The organism is Frigoribacterium sp. NPDC087798, from assembly GCF_044742985.1.
Taxonomy (GTDB): Bacteria; Actinomycetota; Actinomycetes; order Actinomycetales; family Microbacteriaceae; genus Frigoribacterium.
On the sequence record NZ_JBIUVP010000002.1, the window covers coordinates 253158 to 279055 of the forward strand.

29 protein-coding genes and 2 tRNA genes are annotated in these 25898 nt (G+C 70.5%); 17 read left to right on the top strand and 14 right to left on the bottom strand.

The features are described 5' to 3' along the window. Positions 1–83 precede the first annotated feature (83 nt). The 6 genes from ACIOSR_RS08170 to ACIOSR_RS08195 all read right to left on the bottom strand — a co-directional run bounded on the left by ACIOSR_RS08170 (position 84) and on the right by ACIOSR_RS08195 (position 3641). Positions 84–605 (bottom strand): hypothetical protein, encoded by a 522-nt coding sequence (locus ACIOSR_RS08170; protein ID WP_402752327.1) that lies wholly within the window; start codon positions 603–605, stop codon positions 84–86. Between the two features lie 35 nt (positions 606–640). Beyond that, the gene (locus ACIOSR_RS08175; RefSeq protein WP_402752328.1) at positions 641–925 is read right to left on the bottom strand and encodes a hypothetical protein; all 285 of its coding nucleotides are present in this window, start codon (positions 923–925) and stop codon (positions 641–643) included. A 165-nt stretch (positions 926–1090) separates the two neighbouring features. Further along, positions 1091–1163 (bottom strand) — tRNA-His (locus tag ACIOSR_RS08180). A 40-nt stretch (positions 1164–1203) separates the two neighbouring features. Further along, positions 1204–1824, bottom strand: coding sequence for an oligoribonuclease (orn, locus tag ACIOSR_RS08185; RefSeq protein WP_056048454.1), 621 nt, complete (start codon positions 1822–1824; stop codon positions 1204–1206). A 78-nt stretch (positions 1825–1902) separates the two neighbouring features. Continuing rightward, positions 1903–3171 carry an MFS transporter gene (locus ACIOSR_RS08190; RefSeq protein ID WP_402752329.1) on the bottom strand — a complete coding sequence of 423 codons (1269 nt, stop codon included), beginning with the start codon at positions 3169–3171 and terminating at the stop codon, positions 1903–1905. Next, the gene (locus ACIOSR_RS08195; RefSeq protein ID WP_402752330.1) at positions 3168–3641 is read right to left on the bottom strand and encodes a MarR family winged helix-turn-helix transcriptional regulator; all 474 of its coding nucleotides are present in this window, start codon (positions 3639–3641) and stop codon (positions 3168–3170) included. The genes ACIOSR_RS08190 and ACIOSR_RS08195 overlap by 4 nt, the downstream gene beginning before the upstream one ends. A gap of 95 nt (positions 3642–3736) precedes the next feature. Between ACIOSR_RS08195 and ACIOSR_RS08200 the strand changes: the two genes are divergently transcribed. The 5 genes from ACIOSR_RS08200 (at position 3737) to ACIOSR_RS08220 (ending at position 8122) form a co-directional block, all read left to right on the top strand. Continuing rightward, a complete protein-coding gene (locus ACIOSR_RS08200) occupies positions 3737–4021 on the top strand; it encodes an oligoribonuclease (RefSeq protein WP_157485491.1) in 285 nt (94 codons plus the stop codon). 84 nt (positions 4022–4105) lie between these two features. After that, the gene (locus tag ACIOSR_RS08205) at positions 4106–4366 is read left to right on the top strand and encodes a thioredoxin domain-containing protein (RefSeq protein ID WP_192122686.1); all 261 of its coding nucleotides are present in this window, start codon (positions 4106–4108) and stop codon (positions 4364–4366) included. 97 nt (positions 4367–4463) lie between these two features. After that, entirely contained in the window at positions 4464–5762 is a 1299-nt protein-coding gene (locus ACIOSR_RS08210; protein ID WP_402752331.1) for a glycosyltransferase, read from the top strand. Continuing rightward, positions 5759–7870 carry an ArnT family glycosyltransferase gene (locus ACIOSR_RS08215; protein WP_402752332.1) on the top strand — a complete coding sequence of 704 codons (2112 nt, stop codon included), beginning with the start codon at positions 5759–5761 and terminating at the stop codon, positions 7868–7870. The genes ACIOSR_RS08210 and ACIOSR_RS08215 overlap by 4 nt, the downstream gene beginning before the upstream one ends. A 176-nt stretch (positions 7871–8046) precedes the next feature. Next, positions 8047–8122, top strand: a tRNA-Arg gene (locus tag ACIOSR_RS08220). Between the two features lie 73 nt (positions 8123–8195). On the opposite strand, the gene ACIOSR_RS08225 is transcribed toward ACIOSR_RS08220, so the two are convergent. The 3 genes from ACIOSR_RS08225 to ACIOSR_RS08235 form a co-directional block, all read right to left on the bottom strand. Then, entirely contained in the window at positions 8196–9062 is an 867-nt protein-coding gene (locus ACIOSR_RS08225) for a hypothetical protein (protein ID WP_173152571.1), read from the bottom strand. A 102-nt stretch (positions 9063–9164) separates the two neighbouring features. Then, positions 9165–9461, bottom strand: a complete 297-nt coding sequence (locus ACIOSR_RS08230; RefSeq protein ID WP_236557023.1) for a hypothetical protein — start codon at positions 9459–9461, stop codon at positions 9165–9167. A 158-nt stretch (positions 9462–9619) separates the two neighbouring features. Continuing rightward, positions 9620–10639: an aldo/keto reductase gene (locus ACIOSR_RS08235; protein WP_173152568.1), complete on the bottom strand. Its 1020-nt coding sequence runs from the start codon at positions 10637–10639 to the stop codon at positions 9620–9622. 47 nt (positions 10640–10686) lie between these two features. On the opposite strand from ACIOSR_RS08235, the gene msrA reads away from it, so the two are divergent. From msrA to ACIOSR_RS08265, 6 genes are all read left to right on the top strand, one after another. Further along, positions 10687–11214: a peptide-methionine (S)-S-oxide reductase MsrA gene (gene msrA / locus ACIOSR_RS08240; protein WP_159826945.1), complete on the top strand. Its 528-nt coding sequence runs from the start codon at positions 10687–10689 to the stop codon at positions 11212–11214. 55 nt (positions 11215–11269) lie between these two features. Next, the gene (locus ACIOSR_RS08245) at positions 11270–11485 is read left to right on the top strand and encodes a hypothetical protein (RefSeq protein ID WP_056048425.1); all 216 of its coding nucleotides are present in this window, start codon (positions 11270–11272) and stop codon (positions 11483–11485) included. A 122-nt stretch (positions 11486–11607) separates the two neighbouring features. Further along, complete coding sequence (ssb, locus tag ACIOSR_RS08250; RefSeq protein ID WP_402752333.1) at positions 11608–12210, top strand: single-stranded DNA-binding protein; 603 nt, start codon at positions 11608–11610, stop codon at positions 12208–12210. Positions 12211–12310: 100 nt separating this feature from the next. Next, entirely contained in the window at positions 12311–12772 is a 462-nt protein-coding gene (locus tag ACIOSR_RS08255; protein ID WP_123571868.1) for a DUF6993 domain-containing protein, read from the top strand. A 37-nt stretch (positions 12773–12809) separates the two neighbouring features. Beyond that, positions 12810–14495 carry an energy-dependent translational throttle protein EttA gene (gene ettA / locus ACIOSR_RS08260; RefSeq protein ID WP_056048420.1) on the top strand — a complete coding sequence of 562 codons (1686 nt, stop codon included), beginning with the start codon at positions 12810–12812 and terminating at the stop codon, positions 14493–14495. A 16-nt stretch (positions 14496–14511) separates the two neighbouring features. Next, a complete protein-coding gene (locus tag ACIOSR_RS08265) occupies positions 14512–14985 on the top strand; it encodes a thioesterase family protein (protein ID WP_056048417.1) in 474 nt (157 codons plus the stop codon). Between the two features lie 16 nt (positions 14986–15001). Here ACIOSR_RS08265 and ACIOSR_RS08270 read toward each other — a convergent pair whose 3' ends face one another. Beyond that, positions 15002–15871 carry an acyl-CoA thioesterase II gene (locus ACIOSR_RS08270; protein ID WP_236557022.1) on the bottom strand — a complete coding sequence of 290 codons (870 nt, stop codon included), beginning with the start codon at positions 15869–15871 and terminating at the stop codon, positions 15002–15004. Positions 15872–15892: 21 nt separating this feature from the next. On the opposite strand from ACIOSR_RS08270, the gene ACIOSR_RS08275 reads away from it, so the two are divergent. Continuing rightward, positions 15893–16564 carry a hypothetical protein gene (locus ACIOSR_RS08275; RefSeq protein ID WP_056048412.1) on the top strand — a complete coding sequence of 224 codons (672 nt, stop codon included), beginning with the start codon at positions 15893–15895 and terminating at the stop codon, positions 16562–16564. 51 nt (positions 16565–16615) lie between these two features. Here the strand turns inward: ACIOSR_RS08275 and ACIOSR_RS08280 are convergent, their stop codons facing one another. From ACIOSR_RS08280 to pepN, 3 genes are all read right to left on the bottom strand, one after another. Further along, positions 16616–17101, bottom strand: coding sequence for a globin (locus ACIOSR_RS08280; protein WP_402752334.1), 486 nt, complete (start codon positions 17099–17101; stop codon positions 16616–16618). Continuing rightward, complete coding sequence (locus tag ACIOSR_RS08285) at positions 17098–18099, bottom strand: mechanosensitive ion channel family protein (RefSeq protein WP_402752335.1); 1002 nt, start codon at positions 18097–18099, stop codon at positions 17098–17100. Before ACIOSR_RS08285 ends, ACIOSR_RS08280 begins: the two co-directional genes overlap by 4 nt. Before the next feature lie 128 nt (positions 18100–18227). Further along, a complete protein-coding gene (gene pepN, locus ACIOSR_RS08290) occupies positions 18228–20768 on the bottom strand; it encodes an aminopeptidase N (RefSeq protein ID WP_402752336.1) in 2541 nt (846 codons plus the stop codon). Positions 20769–20859: 91 nt separating this feature from the next. On the opposite strand from pepN, the gene ACIOSR_RS08295 reads away from it, so the two are divergent. The 5 genes from ACIOSR_RS08295 to ACIOSR_RS08315 all read left to right on the top strand — a co-directional run bounded on the left by ACIOSR_RS08295 (position 20860) and on the right by ACIOSR_RS08315 (position 25207). Next, positions 20860–21486 carry a DsbA family protein gene (locus ACIOSR_RS08295; protein WP_402752337.1) on the top strand — a complete coding sequence of 209 codons (627 nt, stop codon included), beginning with the start codon at positions 20860–20862 and terminating at the stop codon, positions 21484–21486. 21 nt (positions 21487–21507) lie between these two features. Further along, positions 21508–21993, top strand: coding sequence for a ribose-5-phosphate isomerase (locus tag ACIOSR_RS08300; protein WP_043597130.1), 486 nt, complete (start codon positions 21508–21510; stop codon positions 21991–21993). A gap of 106 nt (positions 21994–22099) precedes the next feature. Further along, the gene (locus ACIOSR_RS08305) at positions 22100–23074 is read left to right on the top strand and encodes an Fpg/Nei family DNA glycosylase (RefSeq protein ID WP_123571865.1); all 975 of its coding nucleotides are present in this window, start codon (positions 22100–22102) and stop codon (positions 23072–23074) included. A gap of 4 nt (positions 23075–23078) precedes the next feature. Further along, positions 23079–23702 carry an FMN-binding negative transcriptional regulator gene (locus ACIOSR_RS08310; protein WP_123571864.1) on the top strand — a complete coding sequence of 208 codons (624 nt, stop codon included), beginning with the start codon at positions 23079–23081 and terminating at the stop codon, positions 23700–23702. Further along, positions 23699–25207, top strand: a complete 1509-nt coding sequence (locus ACIOSR_RS08315; RefSeq protein WP_402752338.1) for an amidohydrolase — start codon at positions 23699–23701, stop codon at positions 25205–25207. Before ACIOSR_RS08310 ends, ACIOSR_RS08315 begins: the two co-directional genes overlap by 4 nt. A 77-nt stretch (positions 25208–25284) precedes the next feature. Here ACIOSR_RS08315 and ACIOSR_RS08320 read toward each other — a convergent pair whose 3' ends face one another. Beyond that, positions 25285–25773 carry a Dps family protein gene (locus ACIOSR_RS08320; RefSeq protein ID WP_043597026.1) on the bottom strand — a complete coding sequence of 163 codons (489 nt, stop codon included), beginning with the start codon at positions 25771–25773 and terminating at the stop codon, positions 25285–25287. Positions 25774–25898 lie beyond the last annotated feature (125 nt).

Genomic DNA, 25898 nt, shown 5'->3' on the forward strand with positions numbered 1-25898 from the left:
ACACTACCTGTTTTTGTCCACATCCGTGTCGCGGAACGTGTCCAGGGTTCCGTCCTCGAACTGGGGATTGAAGGTGCCGACTTCTAAGCGGTTGCATCTCGAGCGCTATCGCCCCCGGTTCCCTCGCCCGCCTCGGTCGAGCCGCTCGCCGATGCCCCGGCGGCACCCTTGGCCACGTCGCCCTTTGACGGCGTGTACAGGGTGGTGAAGGCCGCCGCCGTGATGACGGTAAGGAAGAGCGCCACGATGACTAAGACCGCCACGGAGACGACATAGAGCCAGGCTGGCCCATCTTCGCTGAGGCGCCGAACCCAGGTCCAGGTGTAGTAGATCGCCAGTGTGGTGCCGGCGAAGAGAATCAGCGTCAGTATCAAGTTGCCGACGTTCAGCTTGCGGCTGTGACGCCGTGCCTCGCGCTCGGCCAGCCATCTAACCTCATCTGCGAGGAGAGCCTGCATGCCGATCTCCGCGGCGCCAGAATCTTTGAGCTTCGCCAACAGATCCGCGTGGTGATCCACCCTCTTCGACAGCCGACTGGTGCCCTTGAACAGGGTGGCGATGACGCCAAGAAGAGGGACGGCGATGGCGCCAAGTGCTTGCCACATTCCGGTGGTCCTTTCAGTTCGCGGGCGCTCGCCGGTCAGGCGGCTATGAGGTTGAAGCGGTGGAGGTTCCAATAGACGCTGATCAAGCGGGTGGAGACTCCCATCTCGTGGGCCCACCTCGACATACCGGGTGACCATCGCATGAGGTCGACCGAGCCGGGGTCGACGTACTGGTCGACCCAGTCGCGGAACGTGGGCCCGTCACCGGCGGAGGGCTGCCGGGCTTCCCACATGGCGAGCGCCGCAGCTGCGCCGACGCGGTCGATGAGGTCGCCGTATTGGCGTGCGCCGGCCTCGGGCTTGAAGGACTTCGATCGCATGGCGGCACCGAGTCGGAATTGGACCCGCCGGCAGATGCGTCCGTCCTTCATTCGACACGGTAAAACATTGGCCAAGATGCCTCCAAGAGTGGGCATCCGCCGGGAACGAAACAAGCGGATGTAGCCCGAGCTAATGACCTTGGCTTACATCCGCTTGCTTTTTCGGGTGAGTAACGGGGCTTGAACCCGCGGCCTCCTAGACCACAACCAGGCGCTCTACCAGCTGAGCTATACCCACCATGCGCGACTGCCGAGGCGATCGCAACGAGAAGACTCTACTACAGCCGGGGGGCCCATTCGTCCACGACGGCCTTCGAGATCGCCTGGACGTCCTCGGTGGTGGGACCCGGATCGGCGACGAATCCGGCGCGACGGTAGTACTCGAGTTCGCGGATGGATTCGAGGATGTCGGCGAGGGCCCGGTGTCCGCCGTGTTTCTGCGGAGCGTTGAAGTACACGCGGGGGAACCAGCGGCGGGCCAGCTCCTTGATCGAGGACACGTCGACGCTGCGGTAGTGCAGGTGGCCGTCGACGCGAGGCATGTACTTGGCGAGGAAGGCGCGGTCCGTGCCGATGGTGTTGCCGGCGAGGGGCGCGTGCTGCTCGGTGGGCACGTATTTCAGGATGTACTCGAGCACCTCGAACTCGGCCTCGGCGAGGCTGACGCCGTCCGGGATCTCGTCGATGAGGCCGGACGAGCGGTGCATCTCGGTGACGAACTCGCCCATGTTGTCGAGGGCGGACTGGTCCGGCTTGATGACGATGGCGAAGCCGGGGTGCACGGGCTTCAGGTCGAAGTCGGTCACGACCACGGCCACCTCGACCAGTTCGTCGACCGAGAGGTCGAGCCCGGTCATCTCGCAGTCGATCCAGACCAGTCGGTCGTTGCTCGTAGCCATTCCGCGAGTCTAGTCCGGTGCCCTTCCGGCACCGCGCCTCCTGCACGGGACCAGGGCAGGAGGCGCGGTGCGGTCCGGTCAGATCGCCTCGCCGGCTCCGATGGCCTCGGCTTCGACCTGAGCCGGTTCCGGGCCGTCGTCCACGCGGCGCAGGGCCCCGCGGGCGGCGACCACGACGACGAACGCCACGGCGACGCTCGCGGAGGCGAACATGTAGGCGGCACTCGGGTCGATGGTGTCGGCGAGCAGGGTCGCGACGGGTGGGGCCACGGCGCCGCCGAGGAAGCGCACGCCCGAGTAGGCGCTGGACGCGACCGAGCGGGGCAGGTCGGTCGCCTCCATGACGGACTCGGTCAGCACCGTGTTGAGCACGCCGAGCACCAGGCCGCCGACCACCACGCAGACCACGAGGGCGGCCGGCGTCCTGACGACGACCGCGGCGGCGGCGAGGTCGAGCGCGAGCAGGGGGAGTGCGATGCGCAGCACGGTCGTCCGACGCAGGCGTGCGGTCAGCAGCGGGGCGACCCAGACCGAGGTGATCGCGAGGCCGACGCCCCAGCCGAAGAAGGTGAACCCGATGCCGAGAGCCCCGAAGCCCAACGGGTACGGCGTGTACGCGAGCAGGACGAAGAATCCGATGTTGTAGAACAGGGCGGTCGCCGCGAGGGCGCCGAGGGCCGGGCGGCCCAGGGCGCGGAACGGGGCCGACAGCGTCGTGGGCGTGGGTTTCTCCATGGCGCCGCCCTTGAGGAACAGCACGATCGCGATGAAGGCGATCGCCATCAGGGTGGTGACGCCGAAGAACGGGCCGCGCCAGCTGACCGAGCCGAGCAGGCCGCCGATCAGGGGGCCGATGGCGATGCCGAGTCCGAGGGCCGCCTCGTAGAGGATGATCGCCGAGGCCGTGCCGCCGGATGCCGCGCCCACGATCGTCGCGAGGGCGGTCGAGATGAACAGGGCGTTGCCGAGCCCCCAGCCGGCACGGAAGCCGATGATCGACCAGACGTCGCCACTGGTGGCGGCGAGCAGGGCGAAGAGCACGATCAGGGCGAGCCCGATCAGCAGGGTGCGCTTGGGGCCGAGTCGACTCGACACCCAGCTGGTGAAGAACATCGCCACGCCCGTGACGGCGAGGTAGCTCGTGAAGAGCAGTTCGGTCTGGGTCGGGCTGGCCTTCAGTGACTCGGCGATGGCGGGGAGGATCGGGTCGACGAGCCCGATTCCCATGAAGGCGACGACACAAGCGAAGGCGATGGCCCACACGGCGGTCGGCTGCTTCAGGATGCTCGGCCCGGCACCGTGCGCGGCGCCGGACGAGGAAGAAGGGCTCGAGGCGGAGGCGCTCACGCGAACACCGCCTCGGCGTCGGAGTGGACTTCGGCGCGGCCGGCGGCGCGGTGGCCGACCCGCGACGCCAGGAGGCGGGTGGCGTGCTCGAGCACGGCCCACTCGTCGTCGTCCAGGTCGGCGAAGAGGCCGCCGAGCGAGTCGGCGAGTTGCCCCCGCCACTCGACGAGCGCCGCCGTGCCCTTGTCGGTGATGGCGATGAGCCACGCCCGGGAGTCGTCGGTGTCGGCGATGCGCTTGACGAGCTCGTCCTCGGCGAGGCCCCGGAGGAGCTTGGTCATGGTGGGCTGCGACACGCGGCTGGCCCGGGCGAGGTCCCCGACGCGGAGCTCGCCGTCGGTCGTCAGGATCGAGAGCGTGCGCCACACGGCGGGTGAGGTGGTGCGGCCGGTCTCCTGCGCGGCGATGCGCGTCAGGCGATGGGTCGACGTCAGGAGGGATTCCAAGATGTCTGTCGGCTGGGGAGTCATCCCTCAAGTGTATAGCCAAGCTATATAGCTTGGCTATGCGGTGTCGCGGAGCGAAGCTGGGCGCCGACTCCGTGCCTCCTGGTAGACCTGTGGACATGACAGACAGCAAGCCCACCGTGGCCGAGGGTTCCGAGTACGTCGTCTTCTTCGACGGCGGTCCGAGCGACGGCTCCACCGACACCCGCATCAGCACCGACGGCTCGTACGACGAGCAGATCACCGATTTCGTGTTGGTCGACGGCATGGAGACCGGCATCGTCTACACCGCCACCGAGGCCAAGATGGTCGGCGAACAACTGCAGGTCCACTACTCGCTCGACGCGAAGGACAGCGACCCCGTCGTCGACCCGGAAGACCGCAACGACGACCGCGACAACTGACGTCGGCGGCCCCGGCCGCACCGACTCACCAGACCGCAGGAGGCGGGGGGGAAGGTTCCCCCGCGCCCCCTCGTTGTCCCCGGCATGATGCTCGAGCTCTACACGTCGGCCTTCTGCGGTCCCTGCCACGCGGCCAGGGCGGTCGTCGCCGAGGCAAAAGACCTCCTGCCCTCGCTCGTCGTCGACGAGGCCGACGTCGCCGCCCGGCCCGCCGACGCCGAACGGCGCGAGGTCCGCAGCACGCCCACCATCGTGGTCACGCGGGACGACGGCGAGGTGGTCTTCCGCTCACCGGGCGTGCCGACGTTGGACCGCCTGCTCGGGGCCCTGGCCCTCGCGATCTGATCGCGGGACCCCCGTCATGGAAGGCCCATAGGATCTCCGCGGCGTCGCCATCGACTGATGCGAGGCCGCTGATGGCGTGGCGACCGATCGTGGTCCCATGCCTGACACCGACATCCTGCGTCTCGACATCGTGGTGCCCGTCTTCGACGAGGCCGCCACCCTCGAGGCCAGCATCACGAGCCTCCATGACCATCTGACCCGCCACGTCACCGAGACCTGGCGCATCACCGTGGCCGACAACGCCAGCACCGACGGCACGCCGGCCCTCGCCGACGACCTCGCCCGACGCCTGCGGTGCGTGACCGCCGTCCACCTCGCCGAGAAGGGCCGAGGCCGTGCCCTCAAGCAGGTCTGGGCGGCCTCGCCCGCCGACGTGCTGGTCTACCTCGACGAAGACCTCTCCACCGACCTCTCTGCGCTCGGCCCGCTCGTCGCACCGTTGCTCTCCGGCCACTCCGACCTCGCGATCGGCACCCGGCTGAGCCGGTCGTCGCGGGTCGTGCGCGGCGGCACGCGGGAATTCGTCTCGCGCAGCTACAACTTCCTGCTGCGTCGCACGATGGGGGTCGGGTTCAGCGACGCCCAGTGCGGCTTCAAGGCGATCCGGCGCGAGGCCGCCGAGCGACTGCTGCCCCTCGTCGAGGACACCGGGTGGTTCTTCGACACCGAACTGCTGATCCTCGCCGAGCGCTCGGGCCTGCGCATCCACGAGGTGCCGGTCGACTGGGTCGACGACCCCGACAGCTCGGTCGACATCGTCTCCACGGCCGCCGCCGACCTCAAGGGGATGCTGCGCGTGGGCACGGGCATCGCCCGGGGCGCGATCCCGGTCCAGGCGGTGTACGACGCGATCGGGAGGCGTCCGTTCGAGCCGCCCGCGCCTCCGACGTTCTTCTCGCAGGTCGTGCGGTTCGGCGTCGTCGGGGTCGCCTCGACCGCCGCGTACGCGCTGCTCTACCTCGGCGCGCAGCAGGTGATGCCGGCCCAGGCGGCGAATTTCGTGTCGTTGCTCGTCACGGCCGTGGTCAACACGGCCGCCAACCGGCGGTTCACGTTCGGGGTACGGGGGGCGTCGGGCGTGGCGCGACAACAACTGCAAGGGCTGATGGTCTTCGTACTCGCCTGGGCGCTGACCTCGGGGTCGCTCGTCGTGCTGCACGCCGCGGCTCCCGCGGCCGACGCGCAGGCCGAGCTGCTGGTCTTGACGGCCGCGAACCTCGTCGCGACCGTCCTGCGCTTCGTGCTCCTGCGCGTCTGGGTGTTCCGGTCGGAGGCGACGCACGTGACGCCGGGACCGGCCGACGAGCGGGTCGGTGTCGCCGACCCCGTGTCCGACCTCGCCACCCGCGTCGCCGCCGTGGCCGGCGACGACGACGTCACGGTGGTCGGTCGATGAGCGCCGGGACCACGCCGGTGCCGCTGACCGATCGACGCTCGCCGTCCGGGTCGGCCGGCCCGCGCCTCCGTCCGCTCGCTCGTCGCCTGGTGCGCGGGCGTGAGGACGCGGCACGGTGGGAGCGACCGGCGTTCCTCGCGCTGCTGGTCGCCACGGGGGCTCTCTACCTGGTGAACCTGTCGGCGAACGGCTGGGCGAACTCGTTCTACTCGGCCGCGGTGCAGGCCGGTTCGCAGAACTGGGAGGCGTTCCTCTACGGCTCGTCCGACGCCGCGAACTCGATCACGGTCGACAAGCCGCCCGCGAGCCTGTGGGTCATGGCGTTGTCGGTCCGGGTGTTCGGACTGTCGTCGTTCAGCATCCTGCTGCCCGAGGCACTGATGGGCGTCGCGACCGTCGGACTCGTCTGGGCCACGGTGCGGCGGCACTTCTCGGGCGTCGCCGCGTTCGTCGCCGGTGGAGTCCTCGCGCTGACCCCGGTCGCCGCGTTGATGTTCCGCTTCAACAACCCCGACGCGCTGCTCGTGCTGCTGCTGACCCTCGCCACGTACCTGACGCTGCGCGGCGTCGAGACGGGCCGCGTCCGTTGGGTCGTCTGGGCGGGCGTGGCGATCGGCTTCGGCTTCCTGACCAAACAACTGCAGGCGTTCGTCATCCTGCCCGTACTGGCCGGGGTGTACCTCGTCGCGGCGCCCGTCCTGCTGCGCAAGCGGCTGCTGCACCTGCTGGCCGCGCTCGGTGCGGTCGTGGTGTCGGCCGGCTGGTGGGTCGCCCTCGTCGAGCTGGTGCCCGCGGGCATGCGGCCGTACGTCGGCGGCTCGCAGACCAACTCGTTCCTCGAGTTGACCTTCGGCTACAACGGCCTCGGACGGCTCACGGGTGACGAGACCGGCAGCGTGACGGGCGGGGGCGGCGGCACCGGTGCCGCCACGACAGGCATGTGGGGCGAGACCGGCATCACCCGGCTCTTCACGGGCGAGTTCGGGGGCCAGATCACCTGGTTGCTTCCCGCCGCCCTCGTGATCGGCGTCTCGGCACTCGTGCTGCTCGGCTGGCGACACCGGACCTCGGCCCGTCGGGCGACCCTGCTGCTGTTCGGGGGCTGGACGGTGCTGACCGCCCTCGTCTTCAGCTTCATGTCGGGCATCTTCCACGCGTACTACACGGTGGCGCTCGCCCCGGCCATCGCGGTCACCCTCGGGGCTGCGGCCGACGTGTTGTGGCGACGACGGGCCCGGTCGTGGGTGCGGATCGTGCTGGCGGCGTCGGCTCTGCTCACGGGCGTCTGGGCCTGGGTGCTGCTCGGACGGGCAGAGTCCTGGCAGCCGTGGCTCCGGTACGTCGTCGTCACGCTCGCCGTCGTGGGCGCCGTGCTCGTGCTGCTGCCGCGACGGGGCCGGGCGCTCACGGCCGCGACCCTCGCCGTGCTGCTCACGGGCGGCCTGCTGGCTCCGGCGGCCTACTCGGTCGAGACCGTGTCGACGGCCCACACCGGTTCGATCGTCACGGCCGGGCCGACCGTGTCGGGTGGCACGGGCGGGTTCGGCGGTGGTGGCGCGGGCGGCGCCGGCGGCTTCGGCGGTCGCGGCGGGGCCGTTGGTGGCGGGCCCGGTGGCGCGGCTGGCGGAACGCCCCCGCAGCTGCCGGGCGGCACCGGCGGGGGAGCGGGCACCGGCACCGGCACCGGCGCGGGAACCGCAGGAGGCGCGGGTACGGCCACGCGCGGACTCCCCGGTGGCGGGGGCGGAGCCGGCTCGCTGCTCGGCTCGGGCTCGGTCAGCGACGAGCTCGCTGCCGTGGTCGGCGCGGACGCGGACCGGTACACCTGGGTCGCCGCGGCCGTCGGGTCGAACAGCGCGGCGGGCTACCAGCTCGCGACGGGCGATCCGGTCATGGCGGTCGGCGGGTTCAACGGCAGCGACCCGTCACCGACCCTGGCGCAGTTCGAGCAGTACGTCGCCGACGGGCAGATCCACTGGTTCGTCGGAGGTACCGTCGGGCAGTCGAACGGCGGCAGCTCGTCCTCGAGCGAGATCGCGGCCTGGGTCGAGGCGAACTTCTCCTCGACCGAGGTCGACGGGGTCACGCTGTACGACCTGACCAGCTGACCGACCGGACGTCGCCACCGGTCCGCCTGGCCGCCCCGCACCTCCGGGGCGCGCGAGACACCGCGTTTCGTGCACCGCACCGCGACTAGTCGGGGCGCGGTGCACGAAACCCGGTGCGGAGCCTGGCTGGACCGCTACCGGGACGGAGGAGCGGGCACGGTATCGTGGTCGGGTTCGCCCCCGTAGCTCAGCGGATAGAGCAGGAGCCTTCTAATCTCTTGGTCGCAGGTTCGATTCCTGCCGGGGGCACCACGCGACACCACCCCCCCACACGACGACGCGCCCCCGACCGAGGTCGGGGGCGCGTGGTCGTTCGTTCGCCGGGTCAGTCGTCCGCGCGTTCGGGTGTCGTCCGGCGTCGGACCTGGCTCGCACTGACCGGCTGCTCGAAACGCTCGTCGTCCATCGCATCGTCGCGGGTGTCGTCGTGGCTCGCGTCGCCCGGCGTGACCGCCGGTGCCTCGGGCGCGGACACCGGCGACGGTCCGGCCAGCGGGGCGGGAGCCGTCGGTGCCCGGTAGGCCTCGTCGCCACCGCGGACCGGGGCATCGTCGAGGGCCGCGGGGCGGAGCGCTGCCGAGGGTGCGGCACCCGAGGGCGCGGAGGCCTCGGTACGACGCTGCTCGGTCGCCGCCGCAGCCCGCTGCTCGGCCTCCCAGGCCTTCTGCTTCGCGGCCGTGTCTCGGTCGACGTCGGCTTCTTCGTACTTCCAGCGGGCGAGATCGTCGCGGAACAGCTTCTTGGCCCGCCCGGGGCGGTTCTGCCACTCGACGAGGCGGTCGCGGAGTTCACCCAGCGTCTGCTCGGACTGGAAGCTGAAGGACGCCGAGTTGCGCTTGATCTCGGCCAGTTCGTGAGCCGCCCAGTCGGCGGCGAGGGTGCTGCCGGTCGCGGGCGACAGCCGCAGTCGGACGTCGGCTTCGTGGCCGAGGTGATCGGCATAGGCGCGCTCCTCGACTCCGAGCGAGCTGTAGACGGCACCCTTGCGGGCCGCCGAGACGAGGGCCGCGACCGCCGCCGCTTTCGCCTCGTCCTCGTGCAACGACACGACCCGCCGCGTGCTCGCCCGGCCGATGAGGGCTGCGACGATGCCTGCCACGACGATGGCGACGAAGGGGATCACCGCATCGGTGACGACACGCCACCCGTTGTCCGAAGAGAGCCATTCGACGAGATCGTTCCACCACTGCATGGGGCGAACACTACAGCCGAGGTCGAAGGTTGCACGGCTGCGACATGCTGTCGAGCCCGCCGTCGGGGACGCCGTCACGGTGCTCCGGCGGAGGCGTCGGGATCAGGCGAACCGGAAGCAGTCGGTGGCGTCGTCGCGACTCCAGAACTCGCCGATCTCGACGAACCGACGCTGACGGGGCAGGAACCGCTTGGCGCGGTAGCGATCACCCTGCGGGTCGTCGAAGCGCTCGACGTAGCCCACGATCTCGCCACCGGGTCGGGTCACCCGGGCGAGGTCGTCGTGCACCTGGACGAGCTGTAGGCCGCCCCGGGTCGAGCGCAGGGAGGGGAGGGGAACGCCCGCGTGAGCGTGCGGCGCAGGCGGGACGATCGCGTGGTCGAGGGTGCTGCTGGTCATGAGGTGCTCCTGAGGTCATCCGGCCGATGCTGTCGAGAACACCCCTGACGCTAGGGGTGACCACCGACATCGACGTCGGACACCTCGGACACCTCGGACACGTCGGACGCGTCGGGCGCCTGGAGGGCGCGGTGCCCCGTCGGCACCGCGCCGTCCGGTCAGCGGCCGGTGCCGTCGACCGCCAGCGGCTCGATCGCCGCGAGCTCGTCCTCGGTCAGCTCGGCACCGTCGAGCGCGTCGAGGCTGTCGTCCAGCTGGGCCACCGACGAGGCGCCGATGAGGGCGCTGGTCACGGCGGGTTGGCGCAGCACCCAGGTGAGCGAGAGCTGCGCGAGCGACTGGCCCCGCGCCTCCGCGATCTCGTTCAGGCCGCGGACGCGGGAGAGGTAGGTCTCGTCGAGGGCGTCCTCGGAGAACCACCGGCCCTCGGCAGCGCGCGAACCCGCGGGAGCACTGCCCGAGAGGTAGCGGTTCGTCAGGAGGCCCCCGGCCAGGGGCGAGAACACGATCGAACCGACGCCGCGGGTCAGGAGGGTGTCGAAGAGCCCTCGCTCGGGCCGGCGGTCGAACATGTTGTACCGCGGCTGGTGGATCAGCAGGGGCACGCCCTCGGCGGCCAGGGCGTCGATCGCGGCCTCGGTCTGCGCCGGGTCGTAGTTGGAGATGCCGGCGTAGAGCGCCTTGCCCTGCCGGACGGCCGTCGCGAGCGCCCCCATCGTCTCGTCGATCGGGGTCTCGGGGTCGGGGCGGTGCGAGTAGAAGATGTCGACGTGGTCCATGCCGAGCCGCCCGAGGCTGGCCTCGAGCGAGTTGAGCAGGTACTTGCGCGACCCCCCGTCGCCGTACGGCCCGGGGGTCATGTCGTAGCCCGCCTTCGACGAGACCACGATCTCGTCGCGGTAGGGGCGCAGGTTCGCCGCGGCGATGCGACCGAACTGTTCTTCGGCCGAGCCGTAGGGCGGGCCGTAGTTGTTCGCCAGGTCGAAGTGGGTGACCCCCCGGTCGAACGCGCGCAGCACGATGTCGCGCTGCGTCTCGAGGCCCCGGTCCGAGCCGAAGTTGTTCCAGAAGCCGAGGGAGATGCGGGGCAGCCGGAGTCCGCTGCGGCCGGTACGGACGTAGTCGAGTCGTGAGTACCGTGCGTCGTCGGCGACGTAGGGCGTGAAAGGTGATCTCATGCGGTCAGCCTAGGGCGGGCCCTCGGCTCGGGAGTAGGTTCACGGGCATGACGACGTTCGTTCTGGCCGGTGGGTGCTTCTGGTGCCTCGACGCGGTCTACCGCACCCTCGACGGCGTCACCGAGGTGGTCTCGGGTTACACCGGCGGAGACACCGAGCGGCCGAGCTACGACGACGTGTGCACGGGCCGCACGGGTCACGCCGAGGCCGTCGCGGTCGGCTTCGACCCCGAGAAGCTCCCCGCCGACGTCGTCCTCGACGTCTTCTTCACCCTGCACGACCCGCGGCAGCTGAACCGGCAGGGCGCCGACGTCGGCACCCAGTACCGCTCGGCGATGTTCGCCGCCGACCACGACCAGGAGGCGCTCTTCCAGGCGGCCCGTGACCGCGCCTCCGAGGCCTGGGGCGGCGGTGTCGTCACGACGATCGAGCCGCTGTCCACCTGGTACGACGCCGAGGAGCACCACCAGGACTTCTTCGCCAAGAACCCCGGCCAGGGCTACTGCACCGCCGTCGCGCTGCCGAAGGTCACCAAGATCCGCAAGTCGTACGCGAAGTACGTGCTCGCCTCGTAGACGGGTCACGCCGCCCGGTGTGACCGACCGAGAAAGAGGAAAGGGGCGCTCGACGATGAGTGACCAGAACACCTTGCACCGACAGACCTGGGTGGCCGTGGGCCCGGCGGGCGCGGTCGGGACCATCCTGCGGACCGACGGCGGCTTCACGGTGCGCCTGTCCGCGAAGGGAGCCGACGGCGGCGTCTACCCGAGCCTGGCCGTGGCGAAGAGCGCCCTGTTCGCGGCGTTGGGGCCCGGCGCCGACTACCCGGAGTTCCACGAACACTGAGGCCCGGTCGTCCCCGGACGACTTGTCGTCGTGTCGTCCCCCGGGCGGCCCCCGCGCCTCCTTCTCCACAAGGAGGCGCGGGTGCCGTTCCGGGGGTTCCTCGCCCCCGCGAGACTCCCGTCATGACAGACACCATCACCCTCACAGGGATCATCGCGACCGACCCCCGGGCCCTCGTCACGCAGACCGGCCTCTCCATCACGAGTTTCCGACTCGCCTCGACGCAGCGACGGTACGACCGCGTCAAGGGCGAGTGGATCGACGGCGAGACCAACTGGTACACCGTGACGTGCTTCCGTCAGCTCGCCGACAACGTGCTGGCCAGCCTCCGCAAGGGGCAGCGGGTCGTGGTCACGGGGCGCGTCCGCATCCGCGCATGGGAGTCGGGCGAGCGCAGCGGCATGACGGTGGAGGTGGACGCGGACGCGGTCGGTCACGACCTCGTCTGGGGCAGGTCGACCTTCGAACGGCGGGTGGCGTCCGCTTCGTCCGCCCCGGCGGGCTCCTCTCCTGCCGCGGGCGGGGGCGATCCGACCGTCGCCTCCGACGAGAGCGGCTCGGCACCCGAGACGGAGGCGGACCACGGAACCGGTCACGGAGTCCCCTCGGACGGTGCGGCGACGGATGCGTCGTCGGACCCCGATCGGGTGGTGATCCCCGACGACGGCGCGGACTGGGGTGCTCCCGCGGCCGTCGGCGCGGACGAGGTGGCGGCCCCGTTCTGACCACCCCGGTGGCTCCCGTGTCCCGGGCCCGTGGGTCGGCACGCCGTAGACTCCTCACGGCTCGCCGACCCGCGGCCGCCGCCAGCGACGAAGGGCCCCCGTGACCGGTTCGAGACCTCCACGCGGCCTGGCGCTCGCCGCGATCGTGCTGGCCGTGGCGATCCCCCTCGTGGGGTGCACCTCGTCGCCCGAGCCGTCACCGACGACGTCGTCCGTCGCCCCGTCGACGGACGCCCCGCCGTTCTCCTCCACGTCCACGACGGCCGAGGCGCTGGCCCACTTCGACGAGGTGAACGCCGCGACCGTCGCGGCGAACGCCCGCCCGGGTGGGCGCGCCGTCGTCGACGCGCTGGTGGCCGCAGGCTTCGACAAGTCGACGATGCAGGTCACCGCCGACACGACCTCGATCGGCCGCGACGCCGACAGCGTGCAGTTCTCGGTGCTCTGGGGTCAGGACTGCCTGATCGGGCAGGTCTCGGGCGCGGGCTACAGCAGCCAGACGGCGCCGGTCCTCGGCACGGGCGCTTGCCTCGTCGGGTCGACCCGAGCCATCGACTGGTGACGTCGGGGGCGGGGCCCCGCCCGATAGACTCGCTGTCATGGCCGAATACATTTACTCGATGGTGCGCGCCCGCAAGGCGGTCGGCGACAAGCTGATCCTCGACGACGTCACCATGTCGTTCATCCCGGGGGCGAAGATCGGTGTCGTGGGGCCGAACGGCGCCGGCAAGTCGACGATCCTCAAGATCATGGCGGGGCTCGACACCCCCAGCAACGGCGAGGCGAAGCTCAGCCCCGGCTACTCGGTCGGCATCCTGATGCAAGAGCCCGAACTCGACGAGACCAAGACCGTCCTCGAGAACGTGCAAGAGGGCGTGGGTCCCATCAAGCAGAAGCTCGACCGCTTCAACGAGGTCTCGGCCGCCATGGCCGAGCCCGACGCCGACTTCGACGCGTTGCTCGCCGAGATGGGCACCCTCCAAGAAGAGATCGACGCCGCCGACGCCTGGGACCTCGACTCCCAGCTCGAGCAGGCCATGTCGGCCTTGCGCACGCCTCCGGGCGATGCCGAGGTCGCGAACCTCTCCGGTGGTGAGAAGCGTCGCGTCGCGCTGTGCAAGCTGTTGCTGCAGAAGCCCGACCTGCTGCTCCTCGACGAGCCCACCAACCACCTCGACGCCGAGAGCGTGCTCTGGCTCGAGCAGCACCTCAGCAAGTACCCCGGCGCCGTGCTCGCCGTGACCCACGACCGGTACTTCCTCGACCACGTCGCCGAGTGGATCGCCGAGGTCGACCGCGGCCGCCTCTACCCCTACGAGGGCAACTACTCGACCTACCTCGAGAAGAAGGGCGAGCGCCTCCAGGTCCAGGGCAAGAAGGACGCCAAGCTCGCCAAGCGCCTCGCGTCGGAGCTCGAGTGGGTCCGGAGCAACGCCAAGGGTCGTCAGGCGAAGTCGAAGGCGCGTCTGGCGCGCTACGAAGAGATGGCGAACGAGGCCGAGCGCACGCGCACCTTGGACTTCGAAGAGATCGTGATCCCCGTGGGCCCGCGTCTCGGCTCTCAGGTCATCGACGCCAAGAAGCTCCACAAGTCGTTCGGCGAGCGTGTGCTCATCGACGACCTGTCGTTCACGCTGCCCCGCAACGGCATCGTCGGCGTCATCGGGCCGAACGGCGTCGGCAAGACCACCCTCTTCAAGACGGTCGTCGGCCTCGAGCCGCTCGACGGTGGCGAGCTCAAGGTCGGCGAGACGGTCGACATCTCGTACGTCGACCAGAGCCGTGGCGGCATCGACCCCAACAAGAACCTGTGGGAGGTCGTCTCCGAGGGGCACGACTACATCCAGGTCGGCAAGACCGAGATCCCGTCGCGGGCCTACGTGTCGCAGTTCGGCTTCAAGGGTCCCGACCAGCAGAAGAAGGCCGGCGTGCTGTCGGGTGGTGAGCGCAACCGCCTCAACCTGGCGCTGACGCTCAAGCAGGGCGGCAACCTCCTCCTGCTCGACGAGCCCACCAACGACCTCGACGTCGAGACGCTGGGCAGCCTCGAGAACGCGCTCCTCGAATTCCCCGGCTGCGCCGTGGTCATCACACACGACCGGTGGTTCCTCGACCGGATCGCCACGCACATCCTCTCGTGGGAGGGCCTGAACGACGACGGCACGCCCAACTGGTACTGGTTCGAGGGCAACTTCGAGGCGTACGAAGAGAACAAGGTCGAGCGCCTCGGCGCCGACGCGGCGAAGCCGAGTTCGGCCACGTACCGCAAGCTCACGCGCGACTGACCGGCACCGCACCGTCATGACCCGCCTGCACGTGCCGACCCGAGTCCGCTGGAGCGATCTCGACGGGTACCGTCACGTGAACAACGCGTCGATGCTGCGCCTCCTCGAGGAGGCGCGCATCGACGCGTTCTGGTCTGCCGACGGGGCGATCGACGAACGGTCCTCGGCCGCCGTCCTCGACGGCAGTCCGAACGCCGCGACGATGACGCTCATCGCTCGGCAGGAGCTCGAGTACCTCGTCCCCATCCCGTACCTGCGGGCCCCGCTCGACGTGCAGATCTGGGTCGGGCGACTCGGCGGGGCGAGCCTCGAGGTCTGCTACGAGGTCTGGTCGCCCGAGGGCGTCGAGCCCCGGACGCTGTTCACGAAGGCCGCCACCACCATCGTGCTGGTCGACTCGGCGACGAATCAGCCCCGGCGCATCTCCGACGTCGAGCGCGACGCCTGGTCGCCGTTCGTCGAAGAACCCCTGGCCTTCCGCCGGCGCTGACCAGGAACGTGGCGGGTCAGCCTCGCGGCACCCGCACCATGCCCTCTTGTGCGACGCTCGCCACGAGAGTGCCCGCGCGGTCGTAGATGCGCCCGAGCGAGAGACCACGTCCGCCCACCGCATTGGGGCTCTCTTGCACGTAGAGAAGCCATTCGTCGACGCGGGCGGGACGGTGCCACCACATGGCGTGGTCGAGGCTCGCGGCCTTGAGCCCGGGGGTGACGAACGCGACGCCGTGACGGCGGTAGATCGGTTCGAGGAGGGTGTAGTCGCTCGCGTACAGCAGGGCGGCACGGTGCAGGTCGGCGTCGTCGGGCAGTGGGCCGGTGGCCTTGAGCCAGACGGCCTGGTGCGCGACGTGGTCGCCCTCGACGCTGAAGAAGACCGGCGACGGCACGTGGCGCATGTCGAACGGCCGCCGGGCCCACGACTGGGCGACGGGGTTGTCGACCGCGGACAGCAGCTCGGCGTCGCTCGGGACGTCCTCGGGATCGGGAAGACCGGAGGGCATGTCGACCTGGTGGTCGAGTCCCTCGTCGGGGGTCTGGAAGGACGCGATCATCGAGAAGATCGGCACGCCGTCCTGCGACGCCTGGGTGCGACGGGTCGCGAACGACCGGCCGTCGTGAATGCGGTCGACCGTGAACGTGATGGGGATGGTGAGGTCGCCGGGCCGCAGGAAGTACGAATGCAGCGAGTGGACGTCGCGTCCGCCGCCGACGGTGCGCTGGGCGGCGACGAGGGCCTGCGCGGCGACCTGGCCGCCGAACACGCGACCGAGCGGCTCGGGCTGTGACCCACCCGTGAAGACGTCCTGACCACCGACGTTGCCCGCCGGCGAGAGGTCGAGGGTGGACAGCAGGCTCTGCAGCGGATCGTCGGTCACGCGATGTAGTTTAGGGGGCCGATGAACGACGCATTCACCCTCCCCGACTCCCTGTCCCTCAGCGATCTCGCGACCTATCTCGGGCGTGCGGGCCGGGTGGAGGACGGCTCGGTCCGGCTCATCGCCGGCTCCGGTGTCCTGGCCGTCTACGTCGCCGTGTTCTACCCGATGGGTCTGCTCGACTCGAGCCCCACCGTGCTGGGGCTCCGCACCTTCCAACTCGACGACCGCCCCGAGTTCGACGCCGTGGTCCCGGTCCGGTCGCTGAAGGAGCGCCTCGTACGCCTGCAGAACGACGTCGTCGACCCGACCGCTGCGGTCACCGTGTCCGTGCCCGCCACGGTCAACACCGTGACGTGGGCAGCGATCTCGCCGCCACGCGGGGGCTGGACGCGACTCGGCCCGATCGAGGCCGACCGCCTCCGATCGACCGCCGAGGCCGGAATCGCCCGCGTCGCCGAGGCGATCCCCACGGGCACCGGTGAGCAGATCGTGCACCGGGTGCGAGCCGACGTGTGGTCGGCCCCCGTCGAGGGTGCCGAGGGGGTTCCCGCCGGAGCCGGCTTCGGTGCCCTCAGCCTGGGATTCCTCGACGGCGAGGACGAGGTCGCGGTGTTCGAGACCGGCACGTGGACCCGCCTCACGACGCCCAAGGGCCACGTGCTCGTCAAGCGGCGCTCGTCCCTGCTCTGACGATCGGCCCGGCGGTGGGCGGTCCGAAGCGGGCGGCCCGGCGGTGGGCGGTCAGCGCTCGAACGTGTTGACCATGGCCTGCGCAGCGCGATCCAGGTAGCCCCAGAGCATCGCGTCGTCGAGCGGAGCGAGTTCGAGGTCGTCGACGGCCACGCGCATGTGCTGCAGCCAGTGGTCACGTGCCTCGGGCGTCACCCGGAACGGCATGTGCCGCATGCGCAGGCGGGGGTGCCCGCGCTCCTGGCTGTAGGTGGTGGGGCCGCCCCAGTACTGCTCGAGGAACCCCGTCAAGCGTTGGATCGCGCCCTCGAGATCCGCTTCCGGGTACATCGGCCAGAGCACCTCGTCGGTCCGGACGCCCTCGTAGAAGCGGCGGACCAACTTCTCGAAGGTCGGCCGCCCACCGATCTGCTGCCAGAAGTTGCCCTGGGCGGCGTCGTCACCGAGGCCCCGCCGGACGGTGACCGGCACGGCCGACGGTGGGGGAGTGACGGGCTGAGCGGTGGACGGGCGCGGCGTCAGCGGGAGGTCGGTCATTTGCGCTTGCTCCGCGGCACGTGGGGCGTCGGCGCCGTGCGGGGCGCCCGGGCGCCCTGGACCGAGGAGGCGCTGTCGAAGCCGGTGAGGACGACGCTCGTCAGCGAGGGCAGCACGATGTCCATGGCGTCCAGGGTCTTCTTGAGACGGGACCGCAGCTCCCGGTCGACGTTGTCACGGTCGGCGGACCGTGTCTTGGCGACGATGCGGATGACCACGTGCTCCTCGGCGATCGACTGGATTCCCCAGACCTCGGGCTGGTCGATGATGGCGCGCCTCCACTTCGGGATCGCGGCGAGCTCGTTCGCGGTGTTCAACATGGCGTCCTGCACCTGGTCGACGTCGGCGGAGTAGGGCACGGCGAGGTCGATGACCACGCGCGTCCAGCCCTGCGACATGTTGCCCACGCGCAGGATCTCGCCGTTGCGGACGAACCACAGCACGCCGTTCACGTCGCGGATCTGCGTGACGCGGATGCCGACGGCCTCGACGACGCCGGCCGCGGGCCCGACGTCGACGACGTCGCCCACCCCCAGCTGGTCTTCGGCGACCATGAAGATGCCGTTGAGCATGTCCTTGACGATGTTCTGGGCGCCGAACGCGAGTCCGGCACCGACCACACCCGCCGCGCTGACGATGGCGACGACGTTGAAGTCCAGCTCGCCCAGGATGAGGACGAGGGCGACGGCGGCGACGACCACCGTGACGACGTTGTTCAGCACGCTGCCGAGCGTGCGGGTGCGCTGGACGACCCGGACCGCCTGCAGCGGCGAGGCCATGAGGGCCTGCGTGTCGTCGACGTTCTGCTTCCGCTTGATGCCGTTCACGACCTGGTCGACGACCCGCCGGATGGTGAAGTGCAGGGCGATGCGCAGGAGTGCGGCGACGAGCAGGATCGCAGCGATGCGGATGGGAACTCCCCACATCGTCCAGAAGGCGTCCCAGTCGAAGGCGATCGGGGCGGCGGGGTCGGTGGCGGCAGCGAGGAGGAGGTCCATATGAGCGACAAGTCAAGCACGCCACCGCAACCCCACCCGGGAGGTGCCTGGACGCCGGAACGGCGGGCCCTGTGAGAGGGCCCGCCGTCCAGGTCGGTCGTCGGGTCGTCGCGCGACCCGGGGCACGACTACTGCTGGTCGACCGCCTGCACCCGCAGGGCCCGCTCGACGCCCGCGACGCTCTCGCTCACGATGCGGCGCAGGGCCGGCGTCTCGGGGTTCGCCTCGAGCCACGCGTACGACGCGTCGACGAGGGCCTGGTCGGCGAGGCCGGCCGGGTACAGCCCCGAGACGAGGGTGTCGGCGATGTGGTAGCTGCGCGATTCCCAGATGCCGGTGAGGGACGAGAAGTAGCGCTCGACGAGCGGCTGCAGGATCGCCGGGTCGTTCGTGTGCTGGAACCCGAGGGTCGTCGCCCGGACGATGGCGTTGGGCTGCTCGGCGCTGTCGACGACCGACGCGAAGGCGGCGAGCTTGCCCTCGGTGGTCGCGATCGTCGCGCGGGCCCGCGCGGCGGCCTGGGCGCCGTTCGCCGTGTTGTCCTCGGCGAGGGCGGCGTCGATCTCGGCCTCACCGGCACCGCCGACGAGCACGAGGCCTTCGAGCAGCTGCCAGCGCAGGTCGGTGTCGACGGTGAGGCCCTTGAGAGCGAGCGATCCGTCGAGCAGGCCGGCCAGCGCCTCCCGGTGGGTCTCGGTCGACGCGATCGCGGCGAAGAAGGTGACGAACTGGAACTGGGCGTCCGACCCGGCCTCGGCACCCTGGGCGAGGGCCCAGAGGCCGTCGCCGACCTCGGTGATCGTGGAGGTGCGGCGCGCGGGGGCGACGTAGCTGCGGGCGGTCTGCAGCAGCTGTGAGAGCGTGGTGCGGATCGTCGTCGACTCGGTCTCGGTCGCGATGTTGTCGAGCACGAGACGCACGTAGTCCGAGGCCGAGGTCTCGGCGTCGCGCGTCGCGTCCCAGACCGAGCCCCAGACGAGGGCGCGGGCCAGCGGGTTCGAGATCTTCGAGAGGTGGGCGATGGCCGTGGCGAGCGACACCTCGTCGAGTCGGATCTTCGCGTAGGCGAGGTCGTCGTCGTTGATCAGCACGAGGTCGCCGCGGTTCAGGCCGACCAGCTCGGGGACCTCGGTACGGGTGCCGTCCACGTCGATCTCGACGCGGTCGGTGCGGACCAGGGCGTCGCCCTGCAGGGCGTAGAGGCCGATGGCGAGGCGGTGCGGGCGGATGGTGGGGTGGTCGGCGGCCGCCTCCTGGAGCACGGCGAACGAGGTGATCACGCCGTTCTCGTCGACCTCGAGCTCGGGACGCAACGTGTTGACGCCCGCGGTCTCGAGCCAGAGCTTCGACCAGCTGGTCAACTCGCGGCCCGAGGTGGCCTCGAGTTCGACGAGCAGGTCGCTCAGCTCGGTGTTCGAGTGGTGGTGCTTCTTGAAGTACGCCGCGACGCCGGCGTAGAAGGCGTCGATGCCCACCCAGGCGACGAGCTGCTTGAGCACCGACCCGCCCTTGGCGTAGGTGATGCCGTCGAAGTTGACCTGGACGTCCTCGAGGTCGTTGATCGTGGCGACGACGGGGTGCGTCGACGGCAGCTGGTCCTGGCGGTAGGCCCAGCTCTTCTCCATCGCCTGGAAGGTGGTCCAGGCCTCGGTCCACTCGGTCGCCTCGGCGGTCGAGATGGTCGAGGCCCACTCGGCGAACGACTCGTTCAGCCAGAGGTCGTTCCACCACTTCATCGTGACGAGGTCGCCGAACCACATGTGCGCGAGCTCGTGGAGGATCGTGACGACGCGGCGTTCCTTGATGGCGTCGGTCACCTTGCTGCGGAAGACGTAGGTCTCGACGAAGGTGACGGCACCCGCGTTCTCCATGGCACCGGCGTTGAACTCGGGCACGAAGAGCTGGTCGTACTTGTCGAAGGGGTACGCGTAGTCGAACTTCTCTTCGTAGTAGGCGAAGCCCTGACGGGTCTTCTCGAAGATGTAGTCGGCGTCGAGGTACTCGGTGAGGGATCGGCGCGTGAAGATGCCGAGCGGGATCGTGCGGCCGTCGGAACTGGTGAGGTCGCTGCGGACCACGTCGTACGGGCCGGCGATGATCGCCGTGACGTAGCTCGAGAGCACGGGCGTGGGCGAGAAGGTCCAGGTGCCGGTCTCACCGTCGACGACGGCTTCGGGCGTGGGCTGGTTGCTGACGACCTGCCAGCGTGTGGGTGCGGTGACCGTGAACTGGAACGTCGCCTTGAGGTCGGGCTGCTCGAAGACCGCGAAGACGCGGCGGCTGTCGGGCACCTCGAACTGCGAGTAGAGGTAGACCTCGCCGTCGACCGGGTCGACGAACCGGTGCAGGCCCTCGCCGGTGTTGGTGTACTCGGCATCGGCGACGACCTCGAGCACGTTCTCGGCGGCCAGCTCGGCCAGCTGGATGCGCACGCCGTCGGAGACCGCGTCGACGTCGAGCGCGGTGCCGTTGAGGGTCACCGAGTGCACGGTGCGGGTGAGCGCGTCGATGAAGGTCGACGCTCCGGGGGTGGCGGTGAAGCGCACGGTGGTCGAGCTGCCGAACACCTCGTCGCCGCGGGTCAGGTCGAGGGCGATCTCGTACGACTGCACGTCGACGACGTTCTTGCGCTCTTGCGCCTCGACGCGGGTGAGGTTCTCTCCGGGCACGCTGGCTCCATCCGTCTGGGGGGTGAGGGGGGACTCGTGGTCCGCTGAAAGCCTAGACCGGCTGTACGACGCCGGGGTGTTGACTGAGGGCATGACCGACACCCCCGCTCCCGCGTCCCACACCGTCGTCGACTTCTGGTTCGACCCGTCGTGCCCCTGGGCCTGGATGACCAGCCGCTGGGTCGACGAGGTGGCGAAGCACCGTGACCTCGACGTCACCTTCCACGTGATGAGCCTCGCGGTGCTCAACGAGGACGCCGACGTCAGCGACGAGTACAAGGCCAACTTCGCCCGCATGCTGCGCTACACGCGGCTCGTCACGGCCGCAGGTGAACTCCACGGTCAGCAGATCGTCAAGCCGCTCTACGACGCCCTCGGCACCCGCATCCACCACGAGGGCGAGAAGGACGGCGACGTCGTCATCGCCGGTGCCGTGGCCGAGGTCGGACTGCCCGCCGACTTCGCGCGGTACGCGGACGGCGACGAGTACGACGAGCAGATGCGTGCCAGCCACTTCGACGGCATCGGCCGGGTCGGCCAGGACGTCGGCACGCCCGTCATCGCGGTCGACGGCGTCGCCTTCTTCGGTCCCGTCATCTCTCCGGCCCCGAAGGGCGAGGAGGCGCTGCGGCTGTGGGACGGAGTCGTCGCCGTGGCCTCGTACCCCGGCTTCTTCGAGATCAAGCGCACGCGCACGGTCGGGCCGATCTTCGACTGAGCCGGTCGTAGGATCGTCTCCATGCGCATCCACGTGGCGACCGATCACGCCGGCCTCGACTTCAGCACGACCGTCATCCAGCACCTCACCGACGCGGGCCACGACGTGACCGACCACGGTCCGACGAGCTACGAGCCCCTCGACGACTACCCGTCGTTCTGCATCGCGGCGGCCCGGGCGACCGTGCGCGACCAGCGTGCCGGCCACGAGGCGCTGGGCGTCGTCTTCGGCGGCTCGGGCAACGGCGAGCAGATCGCCGCGAACAAGGTCGAGGGCGTCCGTGCCGCCCTGGTCTGGAACGACTCGACCGCCAAGCTCGCCCGCCAGCACAACGACGCGAACGTCATCGCGATCGGGGCGCGCCAGCACACCGAGGCCGAGGCCCTGGCGTTCATCGACGCCTTCGTCGCCGAGCCGTTCAGCCACGACGAACGCCACGTGCGCCGCATCGCGCAGGTCGGCGAGTACGAGACCACGGGCGCCATCGCCGGTCACCCGGTCGACTGACGACGTAACGTCGAGAGCGGCGGGACCCCGACCGGGGCCTCGCCGCTCCGTCGTCTCCGGCGACACGCCCGAGACCGTTCCATCGACCACCGAGAGAGGTGTCGCCGTGCCCGAGGGCCATTCCGTCCACCGCATCGCCAACCAGTTCGAGCAGAGCTTCGTCGGCCACCGAGTCCGGGTGAGTTCGCCCCAGGGTCGGTTCGCCGACGGGGCGACGAGGCTCGACGGCGCCACGATGGTCGACTCCAAGGCCGTCGGCAAGCAGATGTTCCTCGAGTTCGACAACGGCCTGTGGCTGCACGTGCACCTCGGGCTCTATGGCGCGTGGGACTTCGCGGGCGCCATCGCCACGGGCCATTCGATGGCCGAGTCCCGGACTCGCCGGGCGGCCACCCGCAAGGCCGAGAACGCCCCCGACGACGACGGCGAGGACTCGATGGCCAGCATCGGGGCGCCACGCCGGTCTCGCGTGCGCATGGCGGAGCAGGAGAAGACCGAGGACGACATCGACTCGTTCCCGCCCGAGCCCGTCGGGCAGGTGCGCGTCCGGCTGTTGACCGACACCGCGGTCGGCGACCTCCGTGGCCCGACGAAGTGCGAGGTGCTCGACGCGGCCGGGGTCGACCTGGCGATCTCCAAGCTCGGTCCCGACCCCCTCGTCGACTCGCCGAAGAAGGGCGCCGACCGATTCGTGTCGATCGCGGGCAAGAAGCGCACCCCGATCGGCCTCTTGCTGATGGACCAGAGCGTGGTCAGCGGCATCGGCAACATCTACCGCGCCGAGTTGCTGTTCCGGGCCCGGCTCGACCCGCACACTCCCGGCAACCAGGTCCCCGAAGAGGTCTTGCGCGCCCTCTACAAAGACTGGACGAAGCTGCTCAAGAGCGGCGTGGAGCTCGGCCAGATGATGACCATGGACGGTCTCACCAAGTCCCAGCACGCCAAGGCCCTGCGCAGCCGGGCCGACCGGCACTGGGTCTACCATCGCGAGGGTCTGCCCTGCCGGGTCTGCGGGACGAACGTCGTGATGGAGATGGCCGCGGGTCGCAAGCTGTACTGGTGCCCGACCGACCAGACTTGACCGCATGCGGCACACCCCCACGTTCGTCCTGTCCGACGTCGACGAGGTCAAGAGGCTGATCCACGAGAACCCGTGGGCGACGATCGTGTCGCACACGGCGGCCGGTCTCGTCGCGTCGCACTACCCCGTCGTGCTCGAGCAGGACGACGCCGACCCGGGGGCCATCGTGCTCGTCAGCCACGTCGGTCGTCCGGACGAGCGCTCGCACGAACTGGGCGAGCACGAGGTCATGGTGATCGTCCAGGGCCCGCACGGCTACGTCTCACCCGGCTGGTACCCGGCCGAGCAGATCATCCCCACCTGGAACCACGTCACGGCGCACCTCTGGGGCACCCCCGAGATCCTCTCGGACGACGAGAACTTCCGCGTGCTGGGCGAGCTCGTCGACCACTTCGAGCGCGTCATGCCCGAGCCCTCGACCCTCACCCTCGACGACGAGGGCTCTCGCCGGGTCGCGAAGGGCACCGTCGGCATCCGGCTGCGCGTGACCCGGTTCGACGCCCGCGCCAAGCTCAGCCAGAACAAGGCACCCGAGGTCGTCGACCGCATCGTGGACGAGCTCGAGCACGGCGAGCACTACGCGCAGCCGGCGCTCGCCGCCGAGATGCGCCGGGTGCGCGACCGATGACGGTCGGCGCAGGAACCCGGGCCGAGGAGGCGCGGCGCACGCTCCTGACGGGCGCCCGCCTGGTCGGCGGCGGACCCGCTCCTGTGGACGTCCTGCTCGACGGCGGCCGGGTCGTCGCCCTCGCGTCCGGTCCCGCTCCCGACGGTGCCGAGGTGGTCGACCTCGACGGCCGCTGGCTCGCCCCGGGCCTCTGGGACTCCCACGTCCACATGGACCAGTGGGCGTTGGTGCGCCGACGACTCGACCTGTCGCGGGCACGGTCCGCCGCCGAGGCGGCCTCGATCGTGGGGGAGCGCCTGCGCGTCCAGCCGGTCGAGGCGGGCGGGACCCTCGTCGGCTACGGCTTCCAGGACGCCCTCTGGCCCGATGCTCCGAGCCGCGCGCTCCTCGACTCGGTGGCCGGAGACGTGGCGGTCGTCCTCGTGAGCAACGACCTGCACTCCGTCTGGCTCGACTCGTCCGCCCTGGCCCGTCACGGTCACGCCGACCACCCGACTGGCCTGCTGCGCGAGCAGCCGGCCTTCGACGTCAGCGCCGCGGTGAGCGTCGTACCGGACGACCAGCTCGACGGGTGGGTCGCCGAGGCCGTCGACGCGGCCGCCGCACGGGGGGTCGTCGGCGTCGTCGACCTCGAGATGACGCTGTCGCTCGACCGCTGGACACGTCGGGTGGCCGGAGGCACGCGGGGCCTCCGCATCCGTCCCGGGGTCTACCCCCGCGACCTCGACGCCGTCGTCGCCCGCGGGCTGCGCACCGGCGACGTGGTCCCGGGCACCGAGGGCCTCGTCACCATGGGGCCGTTCAAGATCATCACCGACGGTTCGCTCGGCACCCGCACCGCGTACTGCCACGACCCGTACCCCGGGCTCGAGGGCGACCCGGCTGCTCGGGGGGTGCGCATCTACGAGACCGACGAACTCGTCGGGTGGCTGCGCCGCGCCTCCTCGGCGGGACTCGTGCCGGCCGTGCACGCGATCGGCGACGCCGCGAACGCCCAGGCGCTGGACGCCCTCGAGCTGGTCGGCTGCGGCGGGAGCATCGAGCACGCCCAACTGCTCGACGCGCACGACGTCGACCGGTTCGCGCGCCTCGGCATCGTGGCCAGCGTGCAGCCCGAACACGCCATGGACGACCGCGACGTCGTCGACCGGCTCTGGGCGGGCCGCTCCGAGCGGGCCTACGTCTTCGAGAGCCTCGTCGCCGCCGGCGTCCGCCTGCAGCTCGGTTCGGATGCGCCGGTCGCCCCGCTCGATCCCTGGGTGGCGATGGCCGCGGCGATCTCGCGCTCGCGCGACGGACGCGAGGCGTGGCACCCCGAACAGCGACTGGTCGCCTCGGCGGCGCTCGCCGCCTCGACGGGCGGTCGAGCCACGGTCGAGGTCGGCTCCGTCGCCGATCTCGTGGTCACCGAGGTCGATCCGCTCGCCGCGTCGGACGACCAGCTGCGCCGGATGCCCGTCGTCGGCACGGTCCTGGCGGGTCGGTGGACGCACCGCACGCTCTGACGAGGCGGTGCCGACCCGACACGGCGAAGGCCGCCACCCCGTGCAGGGTGGCGGCCTTCGTCCGTCTGGCGAGGAGGTCAGCCGGCGACGTGCGCGGCGAGGAACCAGCGGTCCTTCTCGAGGCCTCGCGAGATCTCGATCGCGACGTCCTGGCTCGAGGCGTCGAGCTCGCCGAGCTCGTCGATGGCCTCGCGGACGGCGACGAGCGAGGCGTCGATCTGGGCGACCAGCTCGGCGATGGTGACGTCGATCTGGTTGAAGCCGGGGGAGGTCGGGGGGATGACCGTCTTGGCGGCGACGGTCTCGATGCGACCGTCGACCGGCAGGCCGAGGGCGACGACGCGCTCGGCGGCGAGGTCGGCCCACTCGCGGGCGTGGTCGACGACCACGTCGATGAGTTCGTGGACGGCGACGAACGCGATGCCGCGCACGTGCCAGTGGGCCTGCTTGCCGTTGACCGACAGGGCCGTCATGTCGGTGACGATCTGGCTGAGGAACTGGGCGACGCCGGCGGCGACGTCGGGGTCGACGGAACCCTGGGGGACGGTGCGGGTGATGTCGGTCATGACGTGGTCCTTTCCTAGACGATGGAGGCAACGCTAGACGTCTGGGAGAATTCCGCAAGCAAGCTGAGGCTCGGCTCACCTAGGCCAGCCTCACCTCACCACGGGTCGTGAGGGGGGATAACCCC